This is a genomic window from Salinispora fenicalii (assembly GCF_000514815.1).
In the GTDB taxonomy this organism is placed as follows: Bacteria; Actinomycetota; Actinomycetes; order Mycobacteriales; family Micromonosporaceae; genus Micromonospora; species Micromonospora fenicalii.
The window spans coordinates 72,434-93,908 of the sequence record NZ_AZWQ01000026.1; the positions used below are offsets into that span (position 1 = coordinate 72,434).

Genomic DNA, 21,475 nt, shown 5'->3' on the forward strand with positions numbered 1-21,475 from the left:
GTCAACGGTGCGGGGGGAGTCGCCGTCGGCTCATCAGTTCCTTGCGGAGGCCTTCGGGGAGGAGCTCGCGGAGTTGCTCGGGCAGGAGCGGCAGGTCCAGCAAGCTCAGCTTGAGCTGGTTGCGTTCTCGGTAGCGGCGTGGGTCGAGGCGGACCACCAGGCCGGCGTCGCGCTGGTAGGTCACCTCCACCGCGCCTTCGGTCGCCGCGTCCTGGACCACCTGCCCGTCCATCTCCACTGCCATCGGCGCGGAGTCGGGGGCGAGCTCCAGCCGGATCCGTTCGTCGGGGGAGAGGATCACCGAGCGGGAGATCCCCGCCATCGGGGCGGACGGGGTCACCACCACCACGTCGCTCGCCGGGGAGACCAGCGGCCCACCGGCGGCGTAGCCGTACGCCGTTGACCCGGTCGGCGTGCTCACCACCAGCGCGTCGCACCGGTAGTAGCCGTACTGCTGCCCATCCACGGCGAGGGTGACGGTGACGAAGCCCGCGCCGGGCCGGCGAACTAACGCGACATCGTTGAACGCGACCACATCATCACCGCATACCGCACAGGCCAGGCAGCTGTGCCGCTCCACGGTGAAGTCCCGGTTGGCCAGCCGGGCCAACGCGGTCGGCAGGTCCGGCGGCTCGACCTCGACCAGGAAGCCGAGCTGGCCCAGGTGCACCCCGAGCACCGGTTTCGGGTCGCGGACCGCCGAGCGCAACGCGCCGAGCATGGTGCCGTCACCGCCGATGCTGATCAGCACGTCGCTGGTCGGGGCCACCTGCTCGGTGGGAAGCGGTTCCACCGTCGCCGGCACCCGGTGCCGGTCCGGCCCCCGCACTGCCAGCGCTATCCGCTGCCTAGTTGCCCAATCGACGATGAGGTCGACCACCTCGGACACGTCCCGGGTCGGGTGCAGCACCAGTCCGAGCCGGATCTGATCCATCTGCCCAGCTCACCACATTCAGGCTGGTTCGGCGGGACTTCGCCGAGGGCCGACGGTGCGGATGCGCCCCCACCCGAACCGTCGGCACGCGGGGCCTGCGCCCCATCCGTCAGCACGCGGGCGCCGGCGGCCTCCGCAGACCGCCGGCGTCGCGAGCCGTTAGCGGCGATCTGCCGCGAACAGGTGGTCTATCGTCCGCTGGACCAGATCAGCCCGGGTCTCTGGATCCAGTCCTTCCAGGCCGAAGCCGAGGTAGACGGTGTCCGCGGTGACCACCGCCGACCCCTCTGCGAAGGCCTGCTGGCTGCGCCCCCAGTTTTCCGTGGTCTCGGTCGAGCCGGGCGGCGGGCCGGCCAGCGCCCAATCACCCAGGTCCGTTTCGAACGAGGTGTCGCCGACCGTGGACCCGTCCACGATCACCCGGGCATCGTCCAGGAAGACACCCAGGCCCTGGGTGCTCCAGTCCGAGATGTAGGAGATCGACAGCTCGACCTCCTTACCGGCGTACCCGGAGAGGTCGACCACGAGTTCCTGCCAGCCGTTGGAGGCGCCGGTGAGGGCGTTCCAACTGCCGGTGGTGCCCGTCGGCGAGCAGTCCTCGCCCTGGTACCGGGCGAGCCATGGGTGCAGCGCCTCGACCCAGCCCGACTCGCAGCTAGCCCCGGTGTCGGTGCTGGTCCGGCCGTTGGCGTCCGGCAGGGTCGTCCAGTTGTCGCTGCCCACCTCGTGCGCCTCGACGATCAGGTAATCCCAGTTCGCCTCGATGTCATACGAGGTGAAGAAGCGCAGCTCAGCGGCGTTGGCATCAGTGAGGTCAACGGTCTGGGTGAGCCGCTTGTACGAATCGTTGGTCTGGCCGCTCCACAGGTACCAATCACCGGTATGCGGGTCGAACGGCGCGCCCCCCGGGCGCTCCCAGCCGAGCGGCGCCGCGCTGTCGAACTGCGGGAACTGCTCTGGCGGCAGGAAGCCCGACGTGGTCAGGAACGATGCCGTGTGCTCCTGGTTCTCCGCCGAGCCCGGTGCGTTGAGCGCGCCGGCGAAGCCGGTGAACCGGTCGTCGGTGCCGGTCACCGGGTACGGCCCGGTCTCGCCGGTACCGCCGTCACTGACATAGGTGAAGGCCCCCAGCCAGTACTGCTGGAAGTCGTTGAGCACCGGCAGGCACGTCTCGTCGTTCGCGTCGGTGCACTCCGCCGGCCCGTTCGGCTGGTAGCTGTAGCCGCCGTTGGCGGCCTGGGCGTAGAGCGCGTACTCACCGCTGAGCAGGAGCTTGCCGCCCTCGTTCAGGTAGTCCCGGACGGCAAACTCGGTCTCCACCGCCGCCCGGGCGATGGTGCCCGGCACCTGTCCCGGAGAACGCGGGATGATGTCGTCACCGGTCTCCCAGAGCACCATCTGGTAATGCGACAGCACGCCCAGGTGGTGCGGGGCCTGACGGCCCATCGTGTCGAAGTCGTACACATCGCTGGTGTGCCCGGCCGCGGTCAGCGCGTCGGCCATCTCATCGGCGTACTTCGCGCTGGTGGCGTCCTGGTCCGGGACCGGCCCGTTGACATCCTCCATTGCCAGCACCAGGACATCGCCGCCGACGTCGTCGTGCACCTGGTAGGTGAAGCGTTCGCTGGTCACCTTCCCCGTTTTGGGTTTCTTGCCGCTGAACCAGACTTCGACCTCGTCGCCGGGTTTGGCGCCCTGCACCGTGCCCCGCAGCTCGGCGTAGTAGTCGTCGTGGGTGTCGCCGTAGCGCTCACCGCCCTGCCACTCGCGGACGCTGACCGTCTTGGTCCGGCCGTCGTTGATCGTGTAGTGCATCCGGACGTTGCGCAGCGCCCGTCGGGTGATCGAGGCGACCTGCTGGTTGCGGCCGTACGACGTGTCGAAGGTGTCCACCACGAAGTCCGCGGTGCTGCGGCCGACGACCGACACCGGCTCGTCCGGGTCGTGTGCCGACTGCGCCACGGCCAGGGCGAACGGCAGGTTCTTCGCCACCTCGGCGGAGATCAGCTTTTCGTCGTCGGGGAAGATGAAGCCGCTGACGCAGTCCTCCGGTAGCCACTCGTCGTCCGGGTCGGAGGCCGCCGCGGCCTGGCAGGTCGACATCTCCGGGGTGAAGCCGAGGGTGCCGTAGCGGACCGTGGCGTGGGTGTCGGTGTCGCCGTTGGTGGTGTACAGCTCGGCGGAGATGTCCGGGTCGTAGCCGGGCACGGCCGGGTTATCGTCGTCACCGACCATCGCCTCGTAGATGATGTCGTCCGGGGTGGGGGTGGCGACCTGCCAGCCCACGCCGTAGAGCAGCAGCTGGGCGGCGGAGTGGTAGTTCATGAAGAACTCGAAGCCGACCCGGCGGAACAGCTGGTCCAGCGCCTTGGTCTCGGGCTCCGAGTGCGGGCTGGGCCCCCGGTAGGTGTTGCTGTTCGGGTCGGGGGAGGAGCCTTCGTTGTCGTACCCCCACTTGAAGCCCCAGTTGCGGTTCAGGTCGACGCCGTCGGCGGTGGTGATCTGCCCGTCGCCGTCGTTGTCCCGCAGGTTCTTGCGCCAGAGCCGGTTGCCGGGCGTGAAGGTGTGGTCGTAGCCGTCCGGGTTGGCGACGGGCAGGAACCACAGCTCGGTGGTGTTCACCAACCGGGTGATCTCCCGGTCCGTACCGTAGTTGTCGAGGACGTGGTGCATCAGTCGCCGGGTCATCTCCGGCGTGATCCACTCACGGGCGTGCTGCGCGCTGGCGTACAACACCGCCGGCCGTTTGCCGTCGCGGGTCCGGTCCGCGTTCTTGGTTACCTTGACGGCGAGGATCGGTTGGCCCTGGTGGCTATGGCCGATCGTCATCACCTTCGTCAGGTCCGGGTAGCGGGCGGCGGTGGCGGTGATCTCGTCTCGGATGCCGCCCGGCTCGCTGTAGGACCGGAATGCGGACCAACCGGTGGCGGCCTGCTCCCGCAGCGCCTCGCTGGCCGGCTTGCCCCGTACCTTCTTGACCTCCAGCTGCACGCCCTGGCTGGCCAACCGGGCCGCCTGCCGTTTACTCAGAACCGTCTCGACGCGGACGTCGCCGGACCGGTCGGTCTCGGTGTGCTCGTGGCCGAGGTCTACCCCGGACTGCCGCAGCTTCTCCAGCTGCGCCGGGTCAACCGTGCCGACGTACACTTCCAGACTGTCCCGGCTGCCCGGTTCGGACGCCGGTTGTGCGGTGGCCGGTGCGGTCAGCGCCAATGCGCCGACCAGGGTAAACACGCCGGCAATCGCCAGCCGTGTGCGCCTCATCGCGCCTCCTGCGGTGAAAGGGCCTGTGCCGCGAGCTTTCGCCATCCGTCAACGGCTGTCAATCAAACGTCTGGGTAGCTCTTCGCGATGGAGGGGAACACTGAGGTACGTCGTCGCCCGTACGGCGCGGTTGCTGCTCGCTCGTCCAGGGCTGGTCAGTCGGCGTCGCCCAGCCGTCGGCGCAGCAGTGTCCGCAGCGGCACTGACTCACCGTCGCGCCCACCCGCGCCGATGACCAGCGGCGCCGGGCTGGGCTGCGGATCCGCGCCGAAGAGCCGGGCGCGAAGGCCGCCGGGTACGACCAGGAGGTGGAATCGGCCGGCCACGTCCACGGCCCGGCTGCGGGCCCGGTCCACGTACCAGCCCCGCAGTCGGGTCCGGTAGCGCCCTCGGCCCCCGTGTCCGGTCGCCGTGAGCCGTTCGGGTGGCAGGCCGCGGCGACGGGCTTCGGCCACGAAATCCGCGACCAACTCGGCGGCCTCTGCCTGCTCGGCCCGCCGCCGGTGCTCATCGGCCGCGGCGTGCGCCGCCACCGCCCGTCGTCGCTGTTCTTGCCAGTCTCGGCTCTCCTGCGCACCCACGGCTGTGACGCTACGCCGCACCCGGCTGGCTGGTGGGAGACGGGAGCGCGGACACCTCGAGTTCGCTGCCCGCGACGCTCGCCTGGGGCCGCGACGCGCCGTAACTTTCAAGGCCTGGCCGGCTGGGTGCAGGCCCTAGACTCGCTGGCCATGGGACTGCTCACCTTCAGTTTCAACCTGACCCTGGACGGGTGCGTCGACCACCAGGAGGGGATCGCGGACGACGAGACGCACGCCCTCTTCACCGATCTCATGGACGCAGCCGGGGCAATGCTCTGGGGTCGTGTCACCTACGAGATGTTGGAGGGTTACTGGCCGGCCGTTGCCCGTGGCGAGGTGGAGGCGCCGTCGGCCACGCGTGAGTGGGCGGTCAAGCTGGAGGCCAAACCCAAGTATGTGGTGTCGTCGACGCGCACGGACTTTCCGTGGACCAACAGTCACCACATCGCCGGCGGTCTGCGCGAGGGCGTGCAGAGGCTCAAGGACGCGACCCCTGCCGGAGTCCTGCTCGGAAGCGGCAAGCTCGCGACCGAGCTCGACCAGCTGGACCTGATCGACGAGTACAGGTTGCTCGTCCATCCCCGGATCGCCGGCCACAGCCCGAGGCTGTACGAGGGCGGCCTGCCCGGCACGCGCCAGCTCGAGCTGCTCTCGGCGCAGCCGTTGCGCAACGGCGTGGTGGCCATGCACTACCGCCGCGCGCGCTAAGTCGCAGGAGTCCATCGCCGCGCAGCGCCGAACGGCTCCTCGAAGGCGAGGAAGCCTTCGAGGAGCCGTTCGCGGGATCCCTGGATGTCGCCGCAGGTGAGCTCAGGCGAGACCGGCGCGGCGTAGGGCATCCGCCATCGCATCGTTGGCCGGGGCCCCGCCCCCACGTCCCGATCGTGGCTGCCCGCCCCGACCTTGGGAGCGACCGCCCTGGCCGCCGCGACCTTGGGAGCGATCGCCCTGGCCGCCCCGATCGCCCTGCCCGCCGCGACCTTGGGAACGGCCACCGGTTTCCCGGTCGCCGCCGCGGCCCCGCTGCTGCCCCCGCCCGCCGCCGCGGGCGGCCTCGGTGTCGTCGTCCAGGCGCAGGGTCAGCGAGATGCGCTTGCGCGGCACATCCACGTCAAGGACCTTGACCTTCACCACGTCACCGGACTTCACCACCTCGTGCGGGTCCCGGACGAAGGCGCGGGACATCGCTGAGACGTGCACCAGGCCGTCCTGGTGCACGCCGATGTCCACGAATGCGCCGAAGGCGGCCACGTTGGTGACCACTCCCTCCAGGATCAGGCCGGGCACCAGATCGGCGATCGTCTCCACGCCCTCGGCGAAGGTGGCGGTGCGGAACTCCGGCCGCGGGTCCCGGCCGGGCTTCTCCAACTCGGCGAGGATGTCGGTGACCGTCGGCAGCCCGAAGGTGTCATCGACGAAGTCGGTGGCCCGCAGCCCGCGCAGGATCGCACTCCGGCCGATCACCGCCGGTAGCTCTTGCTGGACAGCGGCGAGGATCCGCCGCACCACCGGGTACGCCTCGGGATGCACGCTGGAGGAGTCCAGCGGGTCGTCGCCACCGGGGATGCGCAGGAAGCCGGCGCACTGCTCGAACGCCTTCGGGCCGAGCCGGGGGACCTGCCGCAGGTCGCTGCGGTTCCGGAACGGCCCGTTGGCGTCCCGGTGCAGCACGATGTTCTCCGCCAACCCGGCGCCGATGCCGGAGACTCGGGTCAGCAGCGGGGCGGAGGCGGTGTTGACATCGACCCCGACCGCGTTGACGCAGTCCTCGACGACGGCATCGAGGGACCGGGACAAGGTCACCTCGGACAGGTCGTGTTGGTACTGCCCAACTCCGATCGAGCGCGGGTCGATCTTGACCAGCTCGGCGAGCGGGTCCTGGAGCCGGCGGGCGATCGATGCTGCTCCCCGCAGTGACACGTCCAGGCCCGGCAGCTCCTGCGCCGCGTAAGCGGATGCTGAATAGACCGAGGCCCCAGCCTCGGAGACGACGAGCTTGGTGAGGTTCAGCTGGGGGTGGCGCCGGATCAGCTCTCCGGCGAGCCGGTCGGTCTCCCGGCTCGCGGTGCCGTTACCGATCGCCACCAATTCCACCTGGTGCGCGGCGGCCAGCCGGGCGAGGGTTTCGATCGAGGCGTCCCACTGCCGGCGCGGTTCGTGCGGGTAGATGGTGTCGGTGGCGACCACCTTGCCGGTGGCGTCAACGACGGCGACCTTCACCCCGGTGCGCAGGCCGGGATCCAGCCCCATCGTCGCCCGGGTGCCGGCTGGGGCGGCCAGCAGCAGGTCTCGCAGGTTCGTGGCGAAGACTCGCACCGCCTCCGCCTCGGCCGCCTGCCACAACCGCAGGCGCAGGTCCGCGCCGAGGTGGATAAGGATTCGGGTACGCCAGGACCAGCGAACCGTGTCCGAGAGCCAGCGGTCGGCCGGCCGCCCCTGGTCGCTGACCCCGAACCGGGCGGCGATGGCTGTCTCATACCGGGTCGGGCCGGTGGTCGCCGAATCCGCGGCCTCCGCCGGCTCCGGTTCCATCGTCAGGTCGAGCACGCCCTCCTTCTCCCCGCGGAACATGGCGAGGACCCGGTGCGAGGGCAGTTTCGGGTACGGCTCGGCGAAGTCGAAGTAGTCGGCGAACTTGGTGCCCGTCGTCGCCTGGCCGTCGCGTACCCGGGACACCAGTCGGCCCCGGGACCACATCTGCTCGCGCAGCGTGCCAATCAGGTCGGCGTCCTCGGCGAACCGTTCGACCAGGATGGCTCGGGCGCCGTCGAGCGCGGCCGCGGCGTCGGCGACACCCCGGTCCGGGTCGACGAACCCGGCGGCCGTCGCCCGCGGCTCCTGGGCTGGCTCGTCGAGCAGGGTGTCGGCGAGGGGTTCCAGGCCGGCCTCGCGGGCGATCTGTGCGCGGGTTCGCCGCTTGGGCTTGTACGGCAGGTAGATGTCTTCCAGCCGGGACTTCGAGTCAGCGGCCATGAGCTGTGCCGTCAGGGCTTCGTCGAGCTTGCCCTGGCTGCGGATCGACTCCAGGATGGCGGCCCGCCGCTGGTCCAACTCGCGCAGGTAGCGCAGTCGTTCTTCGAGGGTGCGCAGTTGGGTGTCGTCGAGCAGGCCGGTGGCCTCCTTGCGGTACCGGGCGATGAACGGCACGGTCGCGCCGCCATCAAGTAGTTCCACGGCTGCGTGTACCTGGCGCTCGGCGACGCCGAGCTCCTCGGCGATCCGCTGAGAAACAGAGAGGGTCACGATCTCGATCCGCCTTCGGGAGTGGTTTCCCGTGCATTCTGCCGGGCCACCGCAGCGGTGGTGGAATCACCGTCCCGTACGGCGGTTCGGGCTGTCCTTTTCGTTCAGGCGACCGCCTGCCACCAGCCGTCTACCGGCGGCGGGTCGTCAACCACCACCCGCTGTCCCGGTCGGGGCACCGCCAGCCGCACGTCCCGGGCCTTCGTCTCGGCCCAGAGCCGGTCCACCGGCTCCGACCAGTCATGCACGGCGAGGTTGAAGGTCGCCCAGTGCACCGGGATAAGCAGCCCGCCGCGCAGGTCGAGGTGGGCGGTGACCGCCTCCTCCGGGAACATGTGAATATCGCGCCAGGCGCGATCATAGGCGCCGATCTGCATCAACGTCGCATCAAAAGGCCCATACCCAGCACCAATGGCAGCGTAGCCGGCGAAGTACCCGGAATCGCCGGTGTAGAAGACGCTGCGGTGCGCCCCGGCGATCACCCAGGAGCTCCAGAGCGTGGCGTCCCGGCGCAGGCCACGTCCGGAGAAGTGCTGAGCCGGGGTGGCGGTGAGCCGTAACCCGGCGACGTCGTGACTCTCCGACCAGTCCAGCTCCACGATCCGGTGCTCCGGAACCCCCCACCGCTGAAGGTGGGCGCCGATCCCGAGGGGCACCACGAACGGTGCGTCCTGTCCCGCCACCAGCCCCCGTACGGTCGCGAGATCGAGATGGTCGTAGTGGTCGTGGGAGATCAGGATCGCGTCGACCGCGGGCAACTCATCGAGGCCGACGGGTGGCGGGTGGAGCCGCTTGGGCCCGACCCGGGCCGAGGGGGAGCAGCGCTGACTCCACACCGGATCGATCAACACCCGGTGGGCCTCGATCTCGACCAGCGTGGAGGCGTGGCCGTACCAGACCACGTTCAGCTCGGGCGAGTGCGTCGGCGGCTCCGGCGCACCTAGCGGGCGTACCAACGGCACTGGCAGACGCGGGTGGCGCTGCTGTTTGCCGAAGAAGAGCTCGCGGAGCAGGTTCCGGTCCGTGGAGCCGGTCGTGGGGCTGGCGGCGGGACGGCTGCTGGCCGGGTTCCGAAAGGCGCCGGCCCGAAACTGCGGCGAGTGGAGGGCGCGCTCGGCCCGTGCGCCGGTCAGCCGGCCGCCGAGGGCCAGCGGGACATCCCGTACGGCCCAGGCGAGGCCGGCCAGTGCGGCCATCCCGACCGCCGCGCCGAGCCGCCGACCCGTCCTGCGCTGACGGCCCCGCTCCGTTGGTGCCCCCATCGCCGTCCCTCCGACTGGATTCCGCCGTACCCGCCGGCCCGGCGAGATCATCGCCGGTGCGACCCGAGCCGCACCGGTGCAGGCGCGGGTCGTTGCCGGCGGCGGCGGGCCGGGTTCCGACCACCTCGGTCGGGCACTCGACCCGTTCGCGCCGTCGGCCCTACCGGATCAGCGCCGTCGGTTCCTCTCCCCCTTCTCGCTTTCGAGAAGGGGGCTACCCGCAACGGAGAGGTTGAACCGACGGCGCCGCAGTCAGGAGCGCCCGGTGTGTTTGGCGGTGGCCGCGAGGTAGTCGCGGTTGAGCCGACCGATGGTGTGCAGCGGGATGCCCTTGGGGCAGACCACGGTGCACTCCCCGGCGTTGGTGCAGCCGCCGAAGCCGGCGTCGTCGTGCGAGTCGACCATGCCGATCACCCGGGTGTACCGCTCCGGCTGGCCCTGCGGCAGCAGCGAGAGCTGGGTGACCTTGGCGGCGGTGAAGAGCATGCCAGAGCCGTTCGGGCAGGCCGCGACGCAGGCACCGCAGCCGATGCAGGCAGCCGACTCGAAGGCGGCGTCCGCGTCGGCCTTCGCCACGGGCGCCGCGTGCGCCTCCGGTGCACTGCCGGTCGGGGCGGTGACGAAGCCACCCCCCGCGATGATCTGGTCGAAGGCGTTGCGGTTGACCACCAGGTCTTTGACGACCGGGAACGCCCGGGCCCGCCACGGCTCGATGTCGATCGTGTCGCCGTCGGCGAACTGCCGCATGTGCAGCTGGCAGGCGGTGGTGCCGCGCTGTGGTCCGTGCGCGTTGCCGTTGATCATCATGCCGCACATGCCGCAGATGCCCTCACGGCAGTCGTGGTCGAACGCCACCGGCTCCTCACCGGCGAGGGTCAGACGCTCGTTGAGTACGTCAAGCATCTCCAGGAACGACATGTCCGGAGAAACATCTTCGACCTGGTAGGTCACCATCCGACCCTTGTCCTCGGGGCCCGTTTGGCGCCAGATGCGTAGGGTCAGGTTCACTTGTAACTCCGCTGCGTGGGGTGGACGTACTCGAACTTGAGGTCTTCCTTGTGTAGCACCGGCTGCTCGGTGCCGTACTCCCAGGCCGCCACGTACGCGAACCGCTCATCGTCGCGCTGGGCCTCGCCGTCTGGGCTCTGGTGCTCGGCGCGGAAGTGGCCACCGCAGGACTCCTCGCGGTGCAGGGCGTCGATGCACATCAGCTCGGCCAGCTCGAAGAAGTCGGCCACCCGGCCGGCCTTCTCCAACGACTGGTTGAGCCCGTCGGCGTCGCCGACAATCCGGACCCGTTGCCAGAACTCCTCCCGCAGCGCGCGGATCTCGTCAACCGCCTTGCGTAGGCCGGCGGCGGAGCGCTCCATGCCGCAGTACTCCCACATGATCTGGCCCAGTTCCCGGTGGAACGAGTCCACCGTCCGGTCGCCGTTCACGGAGAGGAGTCGGTTGATCCGATCCTCGACGGTGCGCCGGGCATCGACCGCCGCCGGGTGGCTGGATTCGAGCTTGTCGAACGGGCCGGCCGCGAGGTAGTTGGCGATGGTGTTCGGCAGCACGAAGTAGCCGTCCGCGAGCCCCTGCATGAGCGCGGAGGCGCCCAGCCGGTTCGCGCCATGGTCGGAGAAGTTCGCCTCGCCGATCACGAAGAGGCCGGGGATGGTCGCCTGGAGGTCGTAGTCGACCCAGAGCCCACCCATCGTGTAGTGCACGGCCGGGTAGATCCGCATCGGAACCTCGTACGGGTCCTCGCCGGTGATCCGCTCGTACATCTCGAAGAGGTTGCCGTACTTGGCCTCGATGGACTTGCGGCCCAGCCGCTGGATCGCGTCGGCGAAGTCCAGGTAGACGCCGAGCCGGGTCGGGCCGACGCCGCGCCCCTCGTCGCAGACGTTCTTGGCGGCGCGGGAGGCGATGTCCCGGGGCACCAGGTTGCCGAACGAGGGGTAGATCCGCTCCAGGTAGTAGTCCCGCTCGTCCTCGGGGATCTCGCGCGGATCGCGGTCGTCACCCTCGGTCTTGGGCACCCAGACCCGGCCGTCGTTGCGCAGCGACTCGCTCATCAGCGTCAGCTTCGACTGATGGTCGCCGGAGACCGGAATGCAGGTCGGGTGGATCTGCGTGTAGCAGGGGTTGGCGAAGTACGCCCCCTGGCGGTGCGCCCGCCAGGTGGCGGTGACGTTGCAGCCCTTGGCATTGGTGGAGAGGTAGAAGACGTTGCCGTAGCCGCCGGAGGCGAGCACGACCGCGTCGGCGAACTCGGTAGTGATCTCGCCGGTGACCAGGTCCCGGACGACGATCCCCCGGGCCCGGCCGTCAACGACGATCAGCTCCAGCATCTCGTGCCGGGTGTTCATCTCCACGTTGCCGAGGCCGACCTGACGTTCCAGCGCCTGGTACGCCCCGAGCAGCAGCTGCTGACCCGTCTGGCCCCGGGCGTAGAAGGTGCGCTGTACCTGCGCGCCGCCGAAGGAGCGGGTGTCGAGCAGGCCGCCGTACTCGCGGGCGAACGGGACGCCCTGGGCGACGCACTGGTCAATGATGTTGACCGATACCTCGGCCAGTCGGTGCACGTTCGACTCGCGGGAGCGGAAGTCGCCGCCCTTGACGGTGTCGTAGAAGAGGCGGTGCACCGAGTCGCCGTCGTTGCGGTAGTTCTTCGCCGCGTTGATGCCGCCCTGCGCGGCGATCGAGTGGGCCCGGCGCGGGCTGTCCTGGTAGCAGTAGGACCGGACCCGGTAGCCCTGCTCGGCGAGGGTGGCGGCGGCCGAACCACCGGCCAGGCCGGTGCCGACGACGATCACCGTCAGCTTGCGACGGTTGGCCGGGTTGACCAGCTTGGCGGCGAACCGGCGACTGTCCCAGCGGCCCTCGATCGGTCCGTCCGGGGCCCGGGTGTCGGTGACCGGGTTACCTTCGGTGTAGAGATCCATGGTCAACGCACCAATCCGAGGAGTACGGCGAACGGGACCACCAGGTAGCCGACGCTGAGCGCGACGGCGAAGAGCAGCGCGAGGCTCCGGGCCCGTCGTTCGCCCTGCGGCGTCTGCTGGCCGAGGCTGCGGAGCGCGCTGTAGGCGCCGTGCCGCAGGTGGAAGCCGAGGGCGACGACCGCGAGCGTGTAGAACAGCGTCACGTACCAGCGTTCGGGGGCGAAGTCGGCGACCACGTTGGCCTGCGGCCGGCTCGGGTCGCCGATCGGGTTCAGGTGCCCGGTGGTCAGGTCCAGGATGTGGTAAATCACGAAGAGGGCGATGATCACGCCACCCCAGCGCATGGTGCGGGCGGCGTAGCTGCCCTGAACCTTCTTGCGGTGGGCGTACCGGACCGGGCGGGCGGAGCGGGCGCGCAGCGCCAGCATGGTCGCGGCCCAGATGTGGCCGGCCAGCGCGACCAGGAGGACGCCCCGCTGCAACCACAGGTACCAGCCGTAGGGGAGGAGCGGCGTGCCGAGATCACGCAGCCAGTGCGCGTAGTGGTCGAAATCCTCGGCACCGGTGAAGATCTTCAGGTTGCCGAGCATGTGTGCGACGAGGAACAGCACCAAGACAAGGCCCGTCACCGCCATGACGGCTTTGAGGCCGACAGTGGAGCGGATGGGCGACCGAGTTCGTGACATGACTACCACACGGCTGACGCTAGGAGCAGTCGGATCAGTCGTCCAATGCATCGACTCCGCAGTCTTCATAGCCATAGGCTATGAAGATGCAACTCCATCAGCTTCGGTACTTCGCGGCGGTCGCAGAAGTACGACATTTCACCCAAGCTGCCGACCTTGTTGGTATAACGCAGCCCTCGTTGAGTAAGCAAATTCACGCTCTGGAGACGGAACTCGGCACCCCGCTCTTCGAACGGGTAAGGGGAAAGATCGCGCTCACCGCCGCCGGTGAGGTGCTGCTGCCGTTCGCCAAACGGATCCTCACCGATGTGGAGATCGCCACCCGGGAGGTGCAGGAACTGGTCGGCCTGCGGCGGGGCCGGGTACGCCTCGGTGCGACCCCCAGCCTGGCCACCTCACTGGCCCCGCCCGTGCTGCGCCGCTTCCGCGACGCTTACCCGACCGTTGACCTGTGGGTCGAGGAGGGCGGCTCCCAAGATCTGGTCCGGCACCTACTCCGCGGCGACCTGGACCTGGCGTTGATCATCGCACCGGCCCAGGGCATCGACCCCGGACTGCGCACCGACGCGATCCTCACCGAGAGCCTGGTGGTCGCCAGCGTCGAGCCCCTGCCGGACACCCTGCCGGCGTACCCGATGCGCGTCGCCGACCTGCGCGGCCAGCCGTTGGTGATGTTCCGGGAGGGGTACGACCTGCGGGACGCCACCCTGCAGGCGTGCCGAGAGGCCGGCTTCGAGCCCTGGATCTCGGTGGACGGCGGGGAGATGGACTCCGTGCTCAGCTTCGTCGCAGCCGGGCTGGGGGTCGCCCTGGTGCCCGGCAGCGTCGTCGCCAGCCGGCCCGGAATCCACGTCACCCGACTCGCCGCACCCGGCGTGCGCCGGACCATCGCGGTCGCCCGCCGCCGGGATGTCGTCCCCACCCATGCCGGCCGGGAGCTGCGTCGCATCCTGCTCGAGTACGTGGACGACGCGGTCGCCACCGCCGCCCTGCCGTCCGGTCTCGAACCCCGCTAGGCCACCTCGGCGGCGTCCATGGCCTTGTAGATGCGCTGTTCGCTGACCGGGTACCGGGTCCCCAGCGCCTGAGCGAAGACGTTCACCCGCAGCTCCTCGATCATCCACCGGATCTGCCGGACGGCCGCCGTCCGCCGCTTCGCGGGCGACAGCGCGGCGAGGAGGTCCGCGTACTCCCGCTGCACGACCGCGATCCGGTCCTGCTGTTGCTTGTCCCGGGCCGGGTTGCCGGAGAGCCGGTCCAACCGGCGCTCGATCGCGGTCAGGTAGCGCCGTAGATCGGGTAGGCGGGCGTAGCCGGCCTCGGTGATGAAGCCCGGGTGGATCAGGCCGGTGAGCTGGCTGCGGACATCGGCGAGCGCGGCCACCACCGCCAGGTTTCGGGTCGCGCCGAGGCGTTGCTCGATCGCGTAGCCGGCGGCGAGCACCCCGCGGACGCGCTCCATCACCTCGACGACGGTCTCCACCAGACCGGCGCGGACCGTACCGCGCAGCGCGGCGAAACCGTCGGCGTCCCAAGCCGGGCCGCCCGCGTCGGCGATCAGTTTGTCGAGCGCCGCGCCGGCCGCGTCCTCGATCAGCGCCGGCACGCCCCCGTGCGGATTGCGGCTGAGCGCCAGCTTCGCCTCGTTGGAGAGCCGCCCCTGGAGAAACTTCGCCGGGGACGGCGCGGTCAACCGGAGCAGGCGTCGGGTCCCCGCCCAGTGGGCGGCCTCCTGCTCGGCAGGAGAGTCGAAGACCCGTACCCCGACCGTGGCGCCCTCGTCCACCAGCGCCGGGTACGCGGTGACCGCGTACCCGGCCCGGACCTGCTCGACCGTGCGGGGCAGGGCGCCGATCTCCCAGTCGGTCAGCCCGGTGCGGGCCACGTCCGGGGCGGCGGCGGCCACCACCTGACGTACCTCCGCGGTGAGCTGGCGTTGCAGCGCCGGCAGGTCCTTGCTCTCGGCGACCGGGTGGTCGTCCTCGCCGAGTACCCGGAAGGTGACACGCAGGTGCGGCGGCAGCTTCGCCGGGTCCCAGGCATCCCGGGGAACGGTGACCCCGGTCATTCGGCGCAGCTGCCGGGTGAGGGCATCCAGCAGGTCGTCCTCGCAGGCCGGTAGCTCGGCGAGCACGGCCCGGGCATAGTCGGGCACCGGGACGAAGTTGCGCCGGACCGCCTTGGGTAGCGAGCGGATCAGCGCGATGACCAGCTCCTCGCGGAGCCCCGGCACCTGCCACTGGAAGCTCTCCGCCGGCACCTGGTTGAGCAGCGGCAGCGGGATGTCCACCGTGACCCCGTCGCTGGACGTGCCGGGGTCGAAGCGGTAGGTCAGTGGCAGGCGTACCCCTTCGGTGCGCCACTCGTCGGGGTAGCCCTCCCCGTCCACGCCACCGCGACCGGCGTTGACCAGCAGCTCCCGGGTGAAGGTCAGCAGCTCCGGTCGCTGCCGGCGCTCCCGCTTCCACCAGGCGTCGAAGTGCCGACCGGAGACCACCTCGGCCGGGATCCGCTCGTCGTAGAACTGGAAGATCGTCTCGTCGTCGACCAGGATGTCCCGGCGTCGGACCCGGTTCTCCAGCTCGGTCACCTCGTTGAGCAGCCGCTGGTTGTCCCGCCAGAACTGATGGTGGGTCTGCCAGTCTCCCTCGACCAGCGCATGGCGGATGAACAGTTCGCGGCTGACCACCGGGTCGATCCGGCCGAAATTGACCTTGCGGGAGGTGACGATCGGGACGCCGTACAGCGTCACCTTCTCGACGGCCATGACCGCCGCCTGCCGCTTCTCCCAGTGCGGCTCGCTGTAGCTGCGCTTCACCAGATGCTGGGCGAGCGGCTCGACCCACTCCGGCTCGATCCGACCGTTCACCCGGCCCCAGAGCCGGCTGGTCTCCACCAGCTCGGCGGCCATCACCCAGCGCGGCGGCTTCTTCGCCAGGGCGGAGCCGGGGAAGAGACCGAACTTCGCCCCCCGCGCACCCAGGTACTCGTACCGCTGGGTGTCCTTCAGGCCGATGTGGGAGAGGAGGCCGGCGAGCAGGGACTGGTGCACCTTCGGGGTGTTGATCTCCTCCGGCAGGTCCGCCCCGCCGCCGCGTCGTCCACCGCCGTCAGCGGCCGGCTCGCCCCGCCGCCGGCTCCGCTCCGGGGTCCGTAGTACCTGCCGGAGCTGGCTCACGATGTCCTGCCACTCCCGCACCCGCAGGTAGTTCAGGTACTCCGACCGGCACATCCGCCGGAATCCACTGGACGACCGGTCCCGCTGCTGCTCGCGCAGGTAGCGCCACAGGTTGAGGTACGCCACGAAGTCCGACTCCTGGTCGGCGAAGCGGGCGTGCGCCTGGTCGGCCTGGGCCTGCTTGTCGACCGGCCGTTCGCGGGGGTCCTGGATCGACAGCGCCGCCGCGATCACGACCACCTCGGTGGCGCATCCGTTGCGCTCCCCCTCGAGCACCATCCGGGCCAGCCGGGGGTCGACCGGCAGCTGGGCGAGTCGTCGGCCGAGCGGGGTGAGCCGTTTTGCCGGGTCGGTCTCGGCCGGGTTCAGCGCACCCAGTTCGTGCAGCAGGTTGACGCCGTCGGTGATGGTGCGCCGGTCCGGTGGGTCGATGAAGGGGAACGCGGCGATGTCGCCGAGCCCGATCGCGGTCATCTGGAGGATGACCGAGGCGAGGTTGGTCCGCAGGATCTCCGGGTCGGTGAACTCGGGTCGGGACTGGAAGTCCGGCTCGTCGTAGAGGCGGATGCAGATGCCGTCCGAGGTGCGTCCGCACCGGCCCTTGCGCTGGTTGGCCGAGGCCTGCGAGACCGGCTCGATGGGCAGCCGCTGCACCTTGAGCCGGTTCGAGTAGCGGGAGATACGCGCCGTTCCGGGGTCCACCACGTACCGGATGCCGGGCACGGTGAGCGACGTCTCCGCAACGTTGGTGGCCAGCACCACCCGCCGGCCGGCGTGCGGGGCGAAGACGCGGTGCTGCTCGGCGGTGCTCAGGCGGGCGTACAGCGGCAGGATCTCGGTGTTGCGCAGTGCTGGTCGGTGTGTGACGAGCTTGCCGAGCGCGTCGGCGGTGTCTCGGATCTCCCGCTCTCCGGAGAGGAAGACCAAGATGTCGCCGGGGCCTTCGGCGGCCAGCTCCTGCACCGCGTCCCCGATGGCCTGGACCTGGTCGCGAACCTGCTCCTCGTCGGTGTCGTCCTCATCCTCGCTCACCTCGACCAGCGGTCGGTACCGCACCTCGACGGGGTAGGTCCGCCCAGACACTTCGACGACCGGCGCCGGGTTGCCGTCGGCGTCGGCGAAGTGTCGCGCGAACCGATCGGTCTCGATAGTGGCCGAGGTGATGATCACCTTGAGGTCCCGGCGGCGCGGGAGGAGCTGCCGCAGGTAGCCGAGGATGAAGTCGATGTTGAGGCTTCGCTCGTGCGCCTCGTCAACGATGATCGTGTCGTACTGGCGAAGCATCCGGTCGTGCTGTAGCTCGGCGAGCAGGATGCCGTCGGTCATCAACTTGACCAGGCTTCGGTCGCTGACCTGGTCGGCGAAGCGCACCTGGTAGCCGACCACCCCGCCCAGTTCGGTGCCGAGCTCTTCGGCGATGCGGTCGGCGACCGTCCGGGCGGCGAGCCGGCGGGGCTGGGTGTGCCCGATTAGACCGGTGACGCCGCGGCCCAGTTCCAGGCAGATCTTGGGTAGCTGGGTGGTCTTGCCGGAGCCGGTCTCGCCAGCGACGATCACGACCTGGTGGTCGCGGATCGCCGCGGCGATCTCGTCCCGGCGCTCGCTGACCGGCAGCATCGCCGGGTAGGTGATCTTGGGTACGGCGGCTTGCCGGCTCGCCAGCCGTGCCTCGGCCCGGACCACATCCGTCGTGATCTCGGCCAGGGTCGTTTCCCGACGTTGCGGGTCGGGTATCCGGCGTGCGCCGTCCAGCCGCCGTCGAAGACGGTGCTGGTCACGGAGCATCAGCGGGCGTAGCCGGCGGTGCAGCTCGCGGGTGGGGTCGGGCGGGGTGGAGGCGACTTCGTTCTGCATGTCGTCGCCAAGGATAGGCAGCCGGGTGATCGTCTGCCCGGAGTTATCCCCCGCTGGGCCGTTGCTGCCCGGCATCACCCGCGAGCTGGCACGACAAAAGTCGAACTGTCATTTTGTATACAGAACGTCAGTCTGTACGGTGGGTCTCGAGGCGGACTGCTGGGGCCCGCCCAGCTACGGAGGGCTTGATCAATGGCAAAGATCCTGTTCGTGGTGACCGGCGCGGACCACTGGGAGCTCGCTGACGGCACCCGGCATCCCACCGGTGTCTGGGCCGAGGAGATCGTGGTTCCGCACGAGATGTTGACCAGCGCCGGCCACGAGGTCGTGATCGCTACCCCGGGCGGAGTGGTGCCGCGGGTGGACCGCAGTAGCCTGCTGCCGGAGTTCACCGGCGGCCCGGCGGGGGCGGTCCGGATGACCGAGGCCGTGGAGGGCCTCGAGGGCCTGCGCAAGCCGATCCGCCTGGCGGAGGTCAACCTCGACGACTACCAGGCTGTCTTCTACCCGGGTGGTCACGGACCGATGGAGGACCTGGCTGTCGACCAGGACTCCGGTCGGCTGCTGGTGGCCGCCCTGCAGGCGCAGAAGCCGCTCGGCATCGTCTGTCACGGGCCGGCGGCGCTGCTCGCCGCGGTGACCGCCGATGGCGGCAACGCCTTCGCCGGTCGCCGGGTGGCGGCCTTCACCAACGTGGAGGAGGCCCAGGCCGGCTTGGCCGACAAGGCCAAGTGGCTGCTCCAGGACCGACTGACCGAGATCGGCGTGCAGGTCCAGGAGGGCGAGGCGTGGGCACCGAACGTGGTCCTCGACGGCAACCTGATCACTGGGCAGAACCCGGCCTCCTCCGAGCAGGTCGCCACGGAGCTGCTGGCTAAACTGAGCTGACATGGACAGTGGCCGGCTCTCCGACGTCCTCGACGCCACCTACACCTGCCTGACCAGATACGGCGTACGGCGGACGACGATGGATGACATCGCCGCCGCGATGGGCGTCTCCCGGTCCGCCGTCTACCAGTACGTTCGGGGCAAGGACGACGCGTTCCGGCAACTCGCCGGGCGCCTGCACACCCAGGCGCTGGCCAGTGCGCAGCAGGCCGCCGGTCAGGACGCCCCCTATGCCCAGCGCATCCGGGGCGTCCTGGCCGCCAAGCTTGACCTGTCTCTGCACCTGATCGGGGACTCGCCGCACACCGCTGAACTCATGGACAGCAAGGCCCGGCTCTTCGGTGAGATCTGCACCGAGTTCACCGCGGAGCTGCGGAAGCTGTTGGCGGGTCTTTTCGCCGAGGCGGGCGCGGCGGACGCGGACGCGGCAGCCGAGATCTGCGTGGCCCTGGTCTCCGGCCTGGAGACGGCCCCGGACGGTCAGCGTCTGCTGGGGCGTGCCGTGGGCGCGCTCGTCCCCGGTTTGTTACACCCGGCCGAGCAGGTCGGTCACGTCAGTAGCACCACTGGTTAGGCGCACCCCGTTGGCCCCGTCGCCCGGGACAACGACGGCCTCCTGCCCGAGCGGTGGCTGATCACCCCAAGGCCGACGATCAAGCCGAACCGGTCAAGTACCGGCCGTCCAGCCTGCCCGCCATCAACAGCCGTACCGACCTGGTCCGCTAGGGCGAGATCCGCTGGCGGATCGAACACGACTACCGCGAACTGCGGCTGCGCCGGCCTGCCCCTGACAAGGTCATCGGCGAGCTCCAACGACTCCTCGCGACCGAACGGCACCTGTCCCAGCTGCCACCAACCGGTGAAATTTCTATATCTCAACAAACGCCACAAAACCTAACAAAGCACTACTAGTGGTGACCAAACCAAAAAGTCAGTGCCTTACCTGTAATCCTTGTGCGTCTCACGCCACGAGTAGTTAGTGAGACTGAGGAGGTCGGTTGGGTGGATGTTGATCAGGACGAGCACGCCGCTTTCGCGCGGGTGTACTCGGCGAACTATCCCTTGGTGCTGCGCTACTGCTATCGGCGCATCGGTGACATGGAGTCCGCGCGGGAGTTGGCGCAGGAGACATTTGTCGTGGCATGGCGCCGGCATCGGGACGCACCGGAGTCGGTGCTGCCTTGGCTGTACGGGATCGCCCGTCGAGTCTTGGCCGATCATTGGCGTGCGCGGCGGGTTCGGCCGGTCACCGTACCGATGGCCGAGAGCGTCGATGTGGTGGACGACGGGGATTTTGCGGCTGTCACCTTGGCACAGGATTTGCGGCGAGCGTTCGCCGGGCTGTCGGAGTCCGACCGTGAGGTGCTGCGTCTGGTGACGTGGGAGGAACTCGATCTCTCGGCGGCGGCTCAGGTCTTGGGGTGCAGTAAAACCGCGGTGGCGGTTCGAGTGTTCCGGGCTCGGCGGCGGCTGGCTCGGCTATTGGACAATCCGCCGGCGGTGCGGGCGCAAAAGGTTTCGGCAACAGTGCGGGAAGGCGTGTGATGAAGATAAATAAGGGTGTGCTTAAGCAGCTTGATCCGGCGCGGGAAGTCGATGACTGGCCGGCAGCAGCACCTGTTAACTGGTCAACTGTGGTGGGTGGCTCGTCGCCGGCTTCCGTTCGGCCGCGGTGGACGCGTCGGGCGGTGTTGGGTGCGGTGACCGCGGGGGCCGTAGTGGTTGCCGGAGCTATGGTCGTGCAAGTCGCTGGCCCGGACCAACCGGTGTTCGCCGCGACTCCCCCACCGCTTCACCTGCAGTATGAAAATGGCGCGCCGGGGGCCCGCGATGCCCTGTTGAAGCTGGCTTCCGTCGTGGAGGCGGAGGCGGCCGGTGACGAGCTGCGGAGCGGCCGGTTCAACTTCGTGCGCGTCGGCCAGTGGTCGCTGGACCTGTCGTCCTCGGCCAAGGAGGGCACCACGGTGGCGGTGGCGCCGCAGGTGATCTCGACCTGGCGTGCTGCAGATGGTTCCGGCAAGGTGGCTACCACCACCCTGCGCAGCTCCGATGTCGGAGCGGAGCCGGATGCACCGGGACTGGTGGCGGCGGCAGCGCGGGGTGACACCCAGGTCCGTACCTACGATGCTGGGCAACTAACGGCGGTTTTTCCCGATCCGATTCCACACGATGTCGATGCTCTGTCCAAGGCGCTGTATGCCCATCAACCGCGGGAAAACGGTGCTGAGTCAGCGGTGCGAGCGATCGCGGATCTCTACCGCGCGGCGGCGGTCGACCGGGATGTACGGATTGCGGCGTTGAGGTTCCTTGCCCAATCCGACGGAGTGCTTCTTCGCGGTGAGGTCACCGACCGACTCGGTCGCCATGGCCTCGCCGTGAGTGTGGACTCGAACAGGGACGGCACCCGTGACCTACTGGTCTTCGACCAGCAAACTGGTGGGCTCCTAGCCTATGAATCCGTATTGCTGAAAAAACCCGAGAAACTGCCGGTGCAGGTGCCGGCGGTCTTCGCCTACGTGCTCTACCTGGAACAGGATCGGCGGTCCAATACGGCCTGATTCCAGAATGCAAGGTGGGGCACCCCCATGTGGTGCCCCACCTTAGCCTGCGGCGCAGGCGGAGGGTTCGGCTGCTTGCGTCGGCGATGCC

The 21,475-nt window shown here is 69.5% G+C and carries 15 protein-coding genes; 6 read left to right on the forward strand and 9 right to left on the reverse strand.

Going from position 1 to position 21,475, the window contains the following annotated elements:
* Position 1: 1 nt before the first annotated feature.
* The 3 genes from B116_RS0114760 to B116_RS0114770 form a co-directional block, all read right to left on the reverse strand.
* Entirely contained in the window at positions 2 to 934 is a 933-nt protein-coding gene (locus B116_RS0114760; RefSeq protein ID WP_018723543.1) for an NAD(+)/NADH kinase, read from the reverse strand.
* Positions 935 to 1,093: 159 nt separating this feature from the next.
* Complete coding sequence (locus tag B116_RS0114765; protein WP_027660524.1) at positions 1,094 to 4,198, reverse strand: M14 family metallopeptidase; 3,105 nt, start codon at positions 4,196 to 4,198, stop codon at positions 1,094 to 1,096.
* A gap of 155 nt (positions 4,199 to 4,353) precedes the next feature.
* Positions 4,354 to 4,779: a hypothetical protein gene (locus B116_RS0114770; protein ID WP_026321956.1), complete on the reverse strand. Its 426-nt coding sequence runs from the start codon at positions 4,777 to 4,779 to the stop codon at positions 4,354 to 4,356.
* A gap of 150 nt (positions 4,780 to 4,929) precedes the next feature.
* Here B116_RS0114770 and B116_RS0114775 point away from each other — a divergent pair, with 150 nt between their 5' ends.
* Complete coding sequence (locus B116_RS0114775) at positions 4,930 to 5,487, forward strand: dihydrofolate reductase family protein (protein WP_027660525.1); 558 nt, start codon at positions 4,930 to 4,932, stop codon at positions 5,485 to 5,487.
* A 102-nt stretch (positions 5,488 to 5,589) separates the two neighbouring features.
* Here B116_RS0114775 and B116_RS0114780 read toward each other — a convergent pair whose 3' ends face one another.
* From B116_RS0114780 to B116_RS0114800, 5 genes are all read right to left on the reverse strand, one after another.
* Complete coding sequence (locus B116_RS0114780; RefSeq protein WP_027660526.1) at positions 5,590 to 8,022, reverse strand: Tex family protein; 2,433 nt, start codon at positions 8,020 to 8,022, stop codon at positions 5,590 to 5,592.
* Positions 8,023 to 8,126: 104 nt separating this feature from the next.
* Complete coding sequence (locus tag B116_RS0114785; RefSeq protein ID WP_026321957.1) at positions 8,127 to 9,284, reverse strand: MBL fold metallo-hydrolase; 1,158 nt, start codon at positions 9,282 to 9,284, stop codon at positions 8,127 to 8,129.
* A gap of 252 nt (positions 9,285 to 9,536) precedes the next feature.
* The gene (locus B116_RS0114790; RefSeq protein ID WP_018723550.1) at positions 9,537 to 10,292 is read right to left on the reverse strand and encodes a succinate dehydrogenase/fumarate reductase iron-sulfur subunit; all 756 of its coding nucleotides are present in this window, start codon (positions 10,290 to 10,292) and stop codon (positions 9,537 to 9,539) included.
* Positions 10,289 to 12,220 (reverse strand): fumarate reductase/succinate dehydrogenase flavoprotein subunit, encoded by a 1,932-nt coding sequence (locus B116_RS0114795; RefSeq protein WP_027660527.1) that lies wholly within the window; start codon positions 12,218 to 12,220, stop codon positions 10,289 to 10,291. Before B116_RS0114795 ends, B116_RS0114790 begins: the two co-directional genes overlap by 4 nt.
* Positions 12,221 to 12,222: 2 nt before the next feature.
* The gene (locus B116_RS0114800) at positions 12,223 to 12,906 is read right to left on the reverse strand and encodes a succinate dehydrogenase cytochrome b subunit (RefSeq protein WP_082312814.1); all 684 of its coding nucleotides are present in this window, start codon (positions 12,904 to 12,906) and stop codon (positions 12,223 to 12,225) included.
* 80 nt (positions 12,907 to 12,986) lie between these two features.
* Between B116_RS0114800 and B116_RS0114805 the strand changes: the two genes are divergently transcribed.
* Positions 12,987 to 13,922, forward strand: a complete 936-nt coding sequence (locus B116_RS0114805) for a LysR family transcriptional regulator (RefSeq protein ID WP_018723553.1) — start codon at positions 12,987 to 12,989, stop codon at positions 13,920 to 13,922.
* On the opposite strand, the gene hrpA is transcribed toward B116_RS0114805, so the two are convergent.
* A complete protein-coding gene (gene hrpA, locus B116_RS0114810) occupies positions 13,919 to 17,938 on the reverse strand; it encodes an ATP-dependent RNA helicase HrpA (RefSeq protein ID WP_027660528.1) in 4,020 nt (1,339 codons plus the stop codon). The genes B116_RS0114805 and hrpA overlap by 4 nt on opposite strands.
* A gap of 192 nt (positions 17,939 to 18,130) precedes the next feature.
* Here hrpA and B116_RS0114815 point away from each other — a divergent pair, with 192 nt between their 5' ends.
* The 4 genes from B116_RS0114815 to B116_RS0114835 all read left to right on the forward strand — a co-directional run bounded on the left by B116_RS0114815 (position 18,131) and on the right by B116_RS0114835 (position 21,384).
* Positions 18,131 to 18,826, forward strand: a complete 696-nt coding sequence (locus B116_RS0114815; protein ID WP_018723555.1) for a type 1 glutamine amidotransferase domain-containing protein — start codon at positions 18,131 to 18,133, stop codon at positions 18,824 to 18,826.
* A gap of 1 nt (position 18,827) precedes the next feature.
* Positions 18,828 to 19,400 (forward strand): TetR/AcrR family transcriptional regulator, encoded by a 573-nt coding sequence (locus tag B116_RS0114820; RefSeq protein WP_027660529.1) that lies wholly within the window; start codon positions 18,828 to 18,830, stop codon positions 19,398 to 19,400.
* A 428-nt stretch (positions 19,401 to 19,828) separates the two neighbouring features.
* Positions 19,829 to 20,371, forward strand: a complete 543-nt coding sequence (locus B116_RS0114830; protein ID WP_027660531.1) for an RNA polymerase sigma factor — start codon at positions 19,829 to 19,831, stop codon at positions 20,369 to 20,371.
* On the forward strand, positions 20,371 to 21,384 hold the full coding sequence (locus B116_RS0114835; RefSeq protein WP_223874584.1) for a CU044_5270 family protein: 1,014 nt from the start codon (positions 20,371 to 20,373) through the stop codon (positions 21,382 to 21,384). Before B116_RS0114830 ends, B116_RS0114835 begins: the two co-directional genes overlap by 1 nt.
* Positions 21,385 to 21,475: the final 91 nt, after the last annotated feature.

Excerpts from the sequence above, each read along its gene's own strand:
- B116_RS0114760 (WP_018723543.1), bottom strand. The coding sequence starts at position 934 with ATGGATCAGATCCGGCTCGGACTGGTGCTGCACCCGACCCGGGACGTG.
- B116_RS0114765 (WP_027660524.1), bottom strand. The coding sequence starts at position 4,198 with ATGAGGCGCACACGGCTGGCGATTGCCGGCGTGTTTACCCTGGTCGGC.
- B116_RS0114775 (WP_027660525.1), top strand. The coding sequence starts at position 4,930 with ATGGGACTGCTCACCTTCAGTTTCAACCTGACCCTGGACGGGTGCGTC.
- B116_RS0114785 (WP_026321957.1), bottom strand. The coding sequence starts at position 9,284 with ATGGGGGCACCAACGGAGCGGGGCCGTCAGCGCAGGACGGGTCGGCGG.
- B116_RS0114795 (WP_027660527.1), bottom strand. The coding sequence starts at position 12,220 with ATGGATCTCTACACCGAAGGTAACCCGGTCACCGACACCCGGGCCCCG.
- B116_RS0114800 (WP_082312814.1), bottom strand. The coding sequence starts at position 12,906 with ATGTCACGAACTCGGTCGCCCATCCGCTCCACTGTCGGCCTCAAAGCC.
- B116_RS0114805 (WP_018723553.1), top strand. The coding sequence starts at position 12,987 with ATGAAGATGCAACTCCATCAGCTTCGGTACTTCGCGGCGGTCGCAGAA.
- hrpA (WP_027660528.1), bottom strand. The coding sequence starts at position 17,938 with ATGCAGAACGAAGTCGCCTCCACCCCGCCCGACCCCACCCGCGAGCTG.
- B116_RS0114815 (WP_018723555.1), top strand. The coding sequence starts at position 18,131 with ATGGCAAAGATCCTGTTCGTGGTGACCGGCGCGGACCACTGGGAGCTC.
- B116_RS0114820 (WP_027660529.1), top strand. The coding sequence starts at position 18,828 with ATGGACAGTGGCCGGCTCTCCGACGTCCTCGACGCCACCTACACCTGC.
- B116_RS0114835 (WP_223874584.1), top strand. The coding sequence starts at position 20,371 with ATGAAGATAAATAAGGGTGTGCTTAAGCAGCTTGATCCGGCGCGGGAA.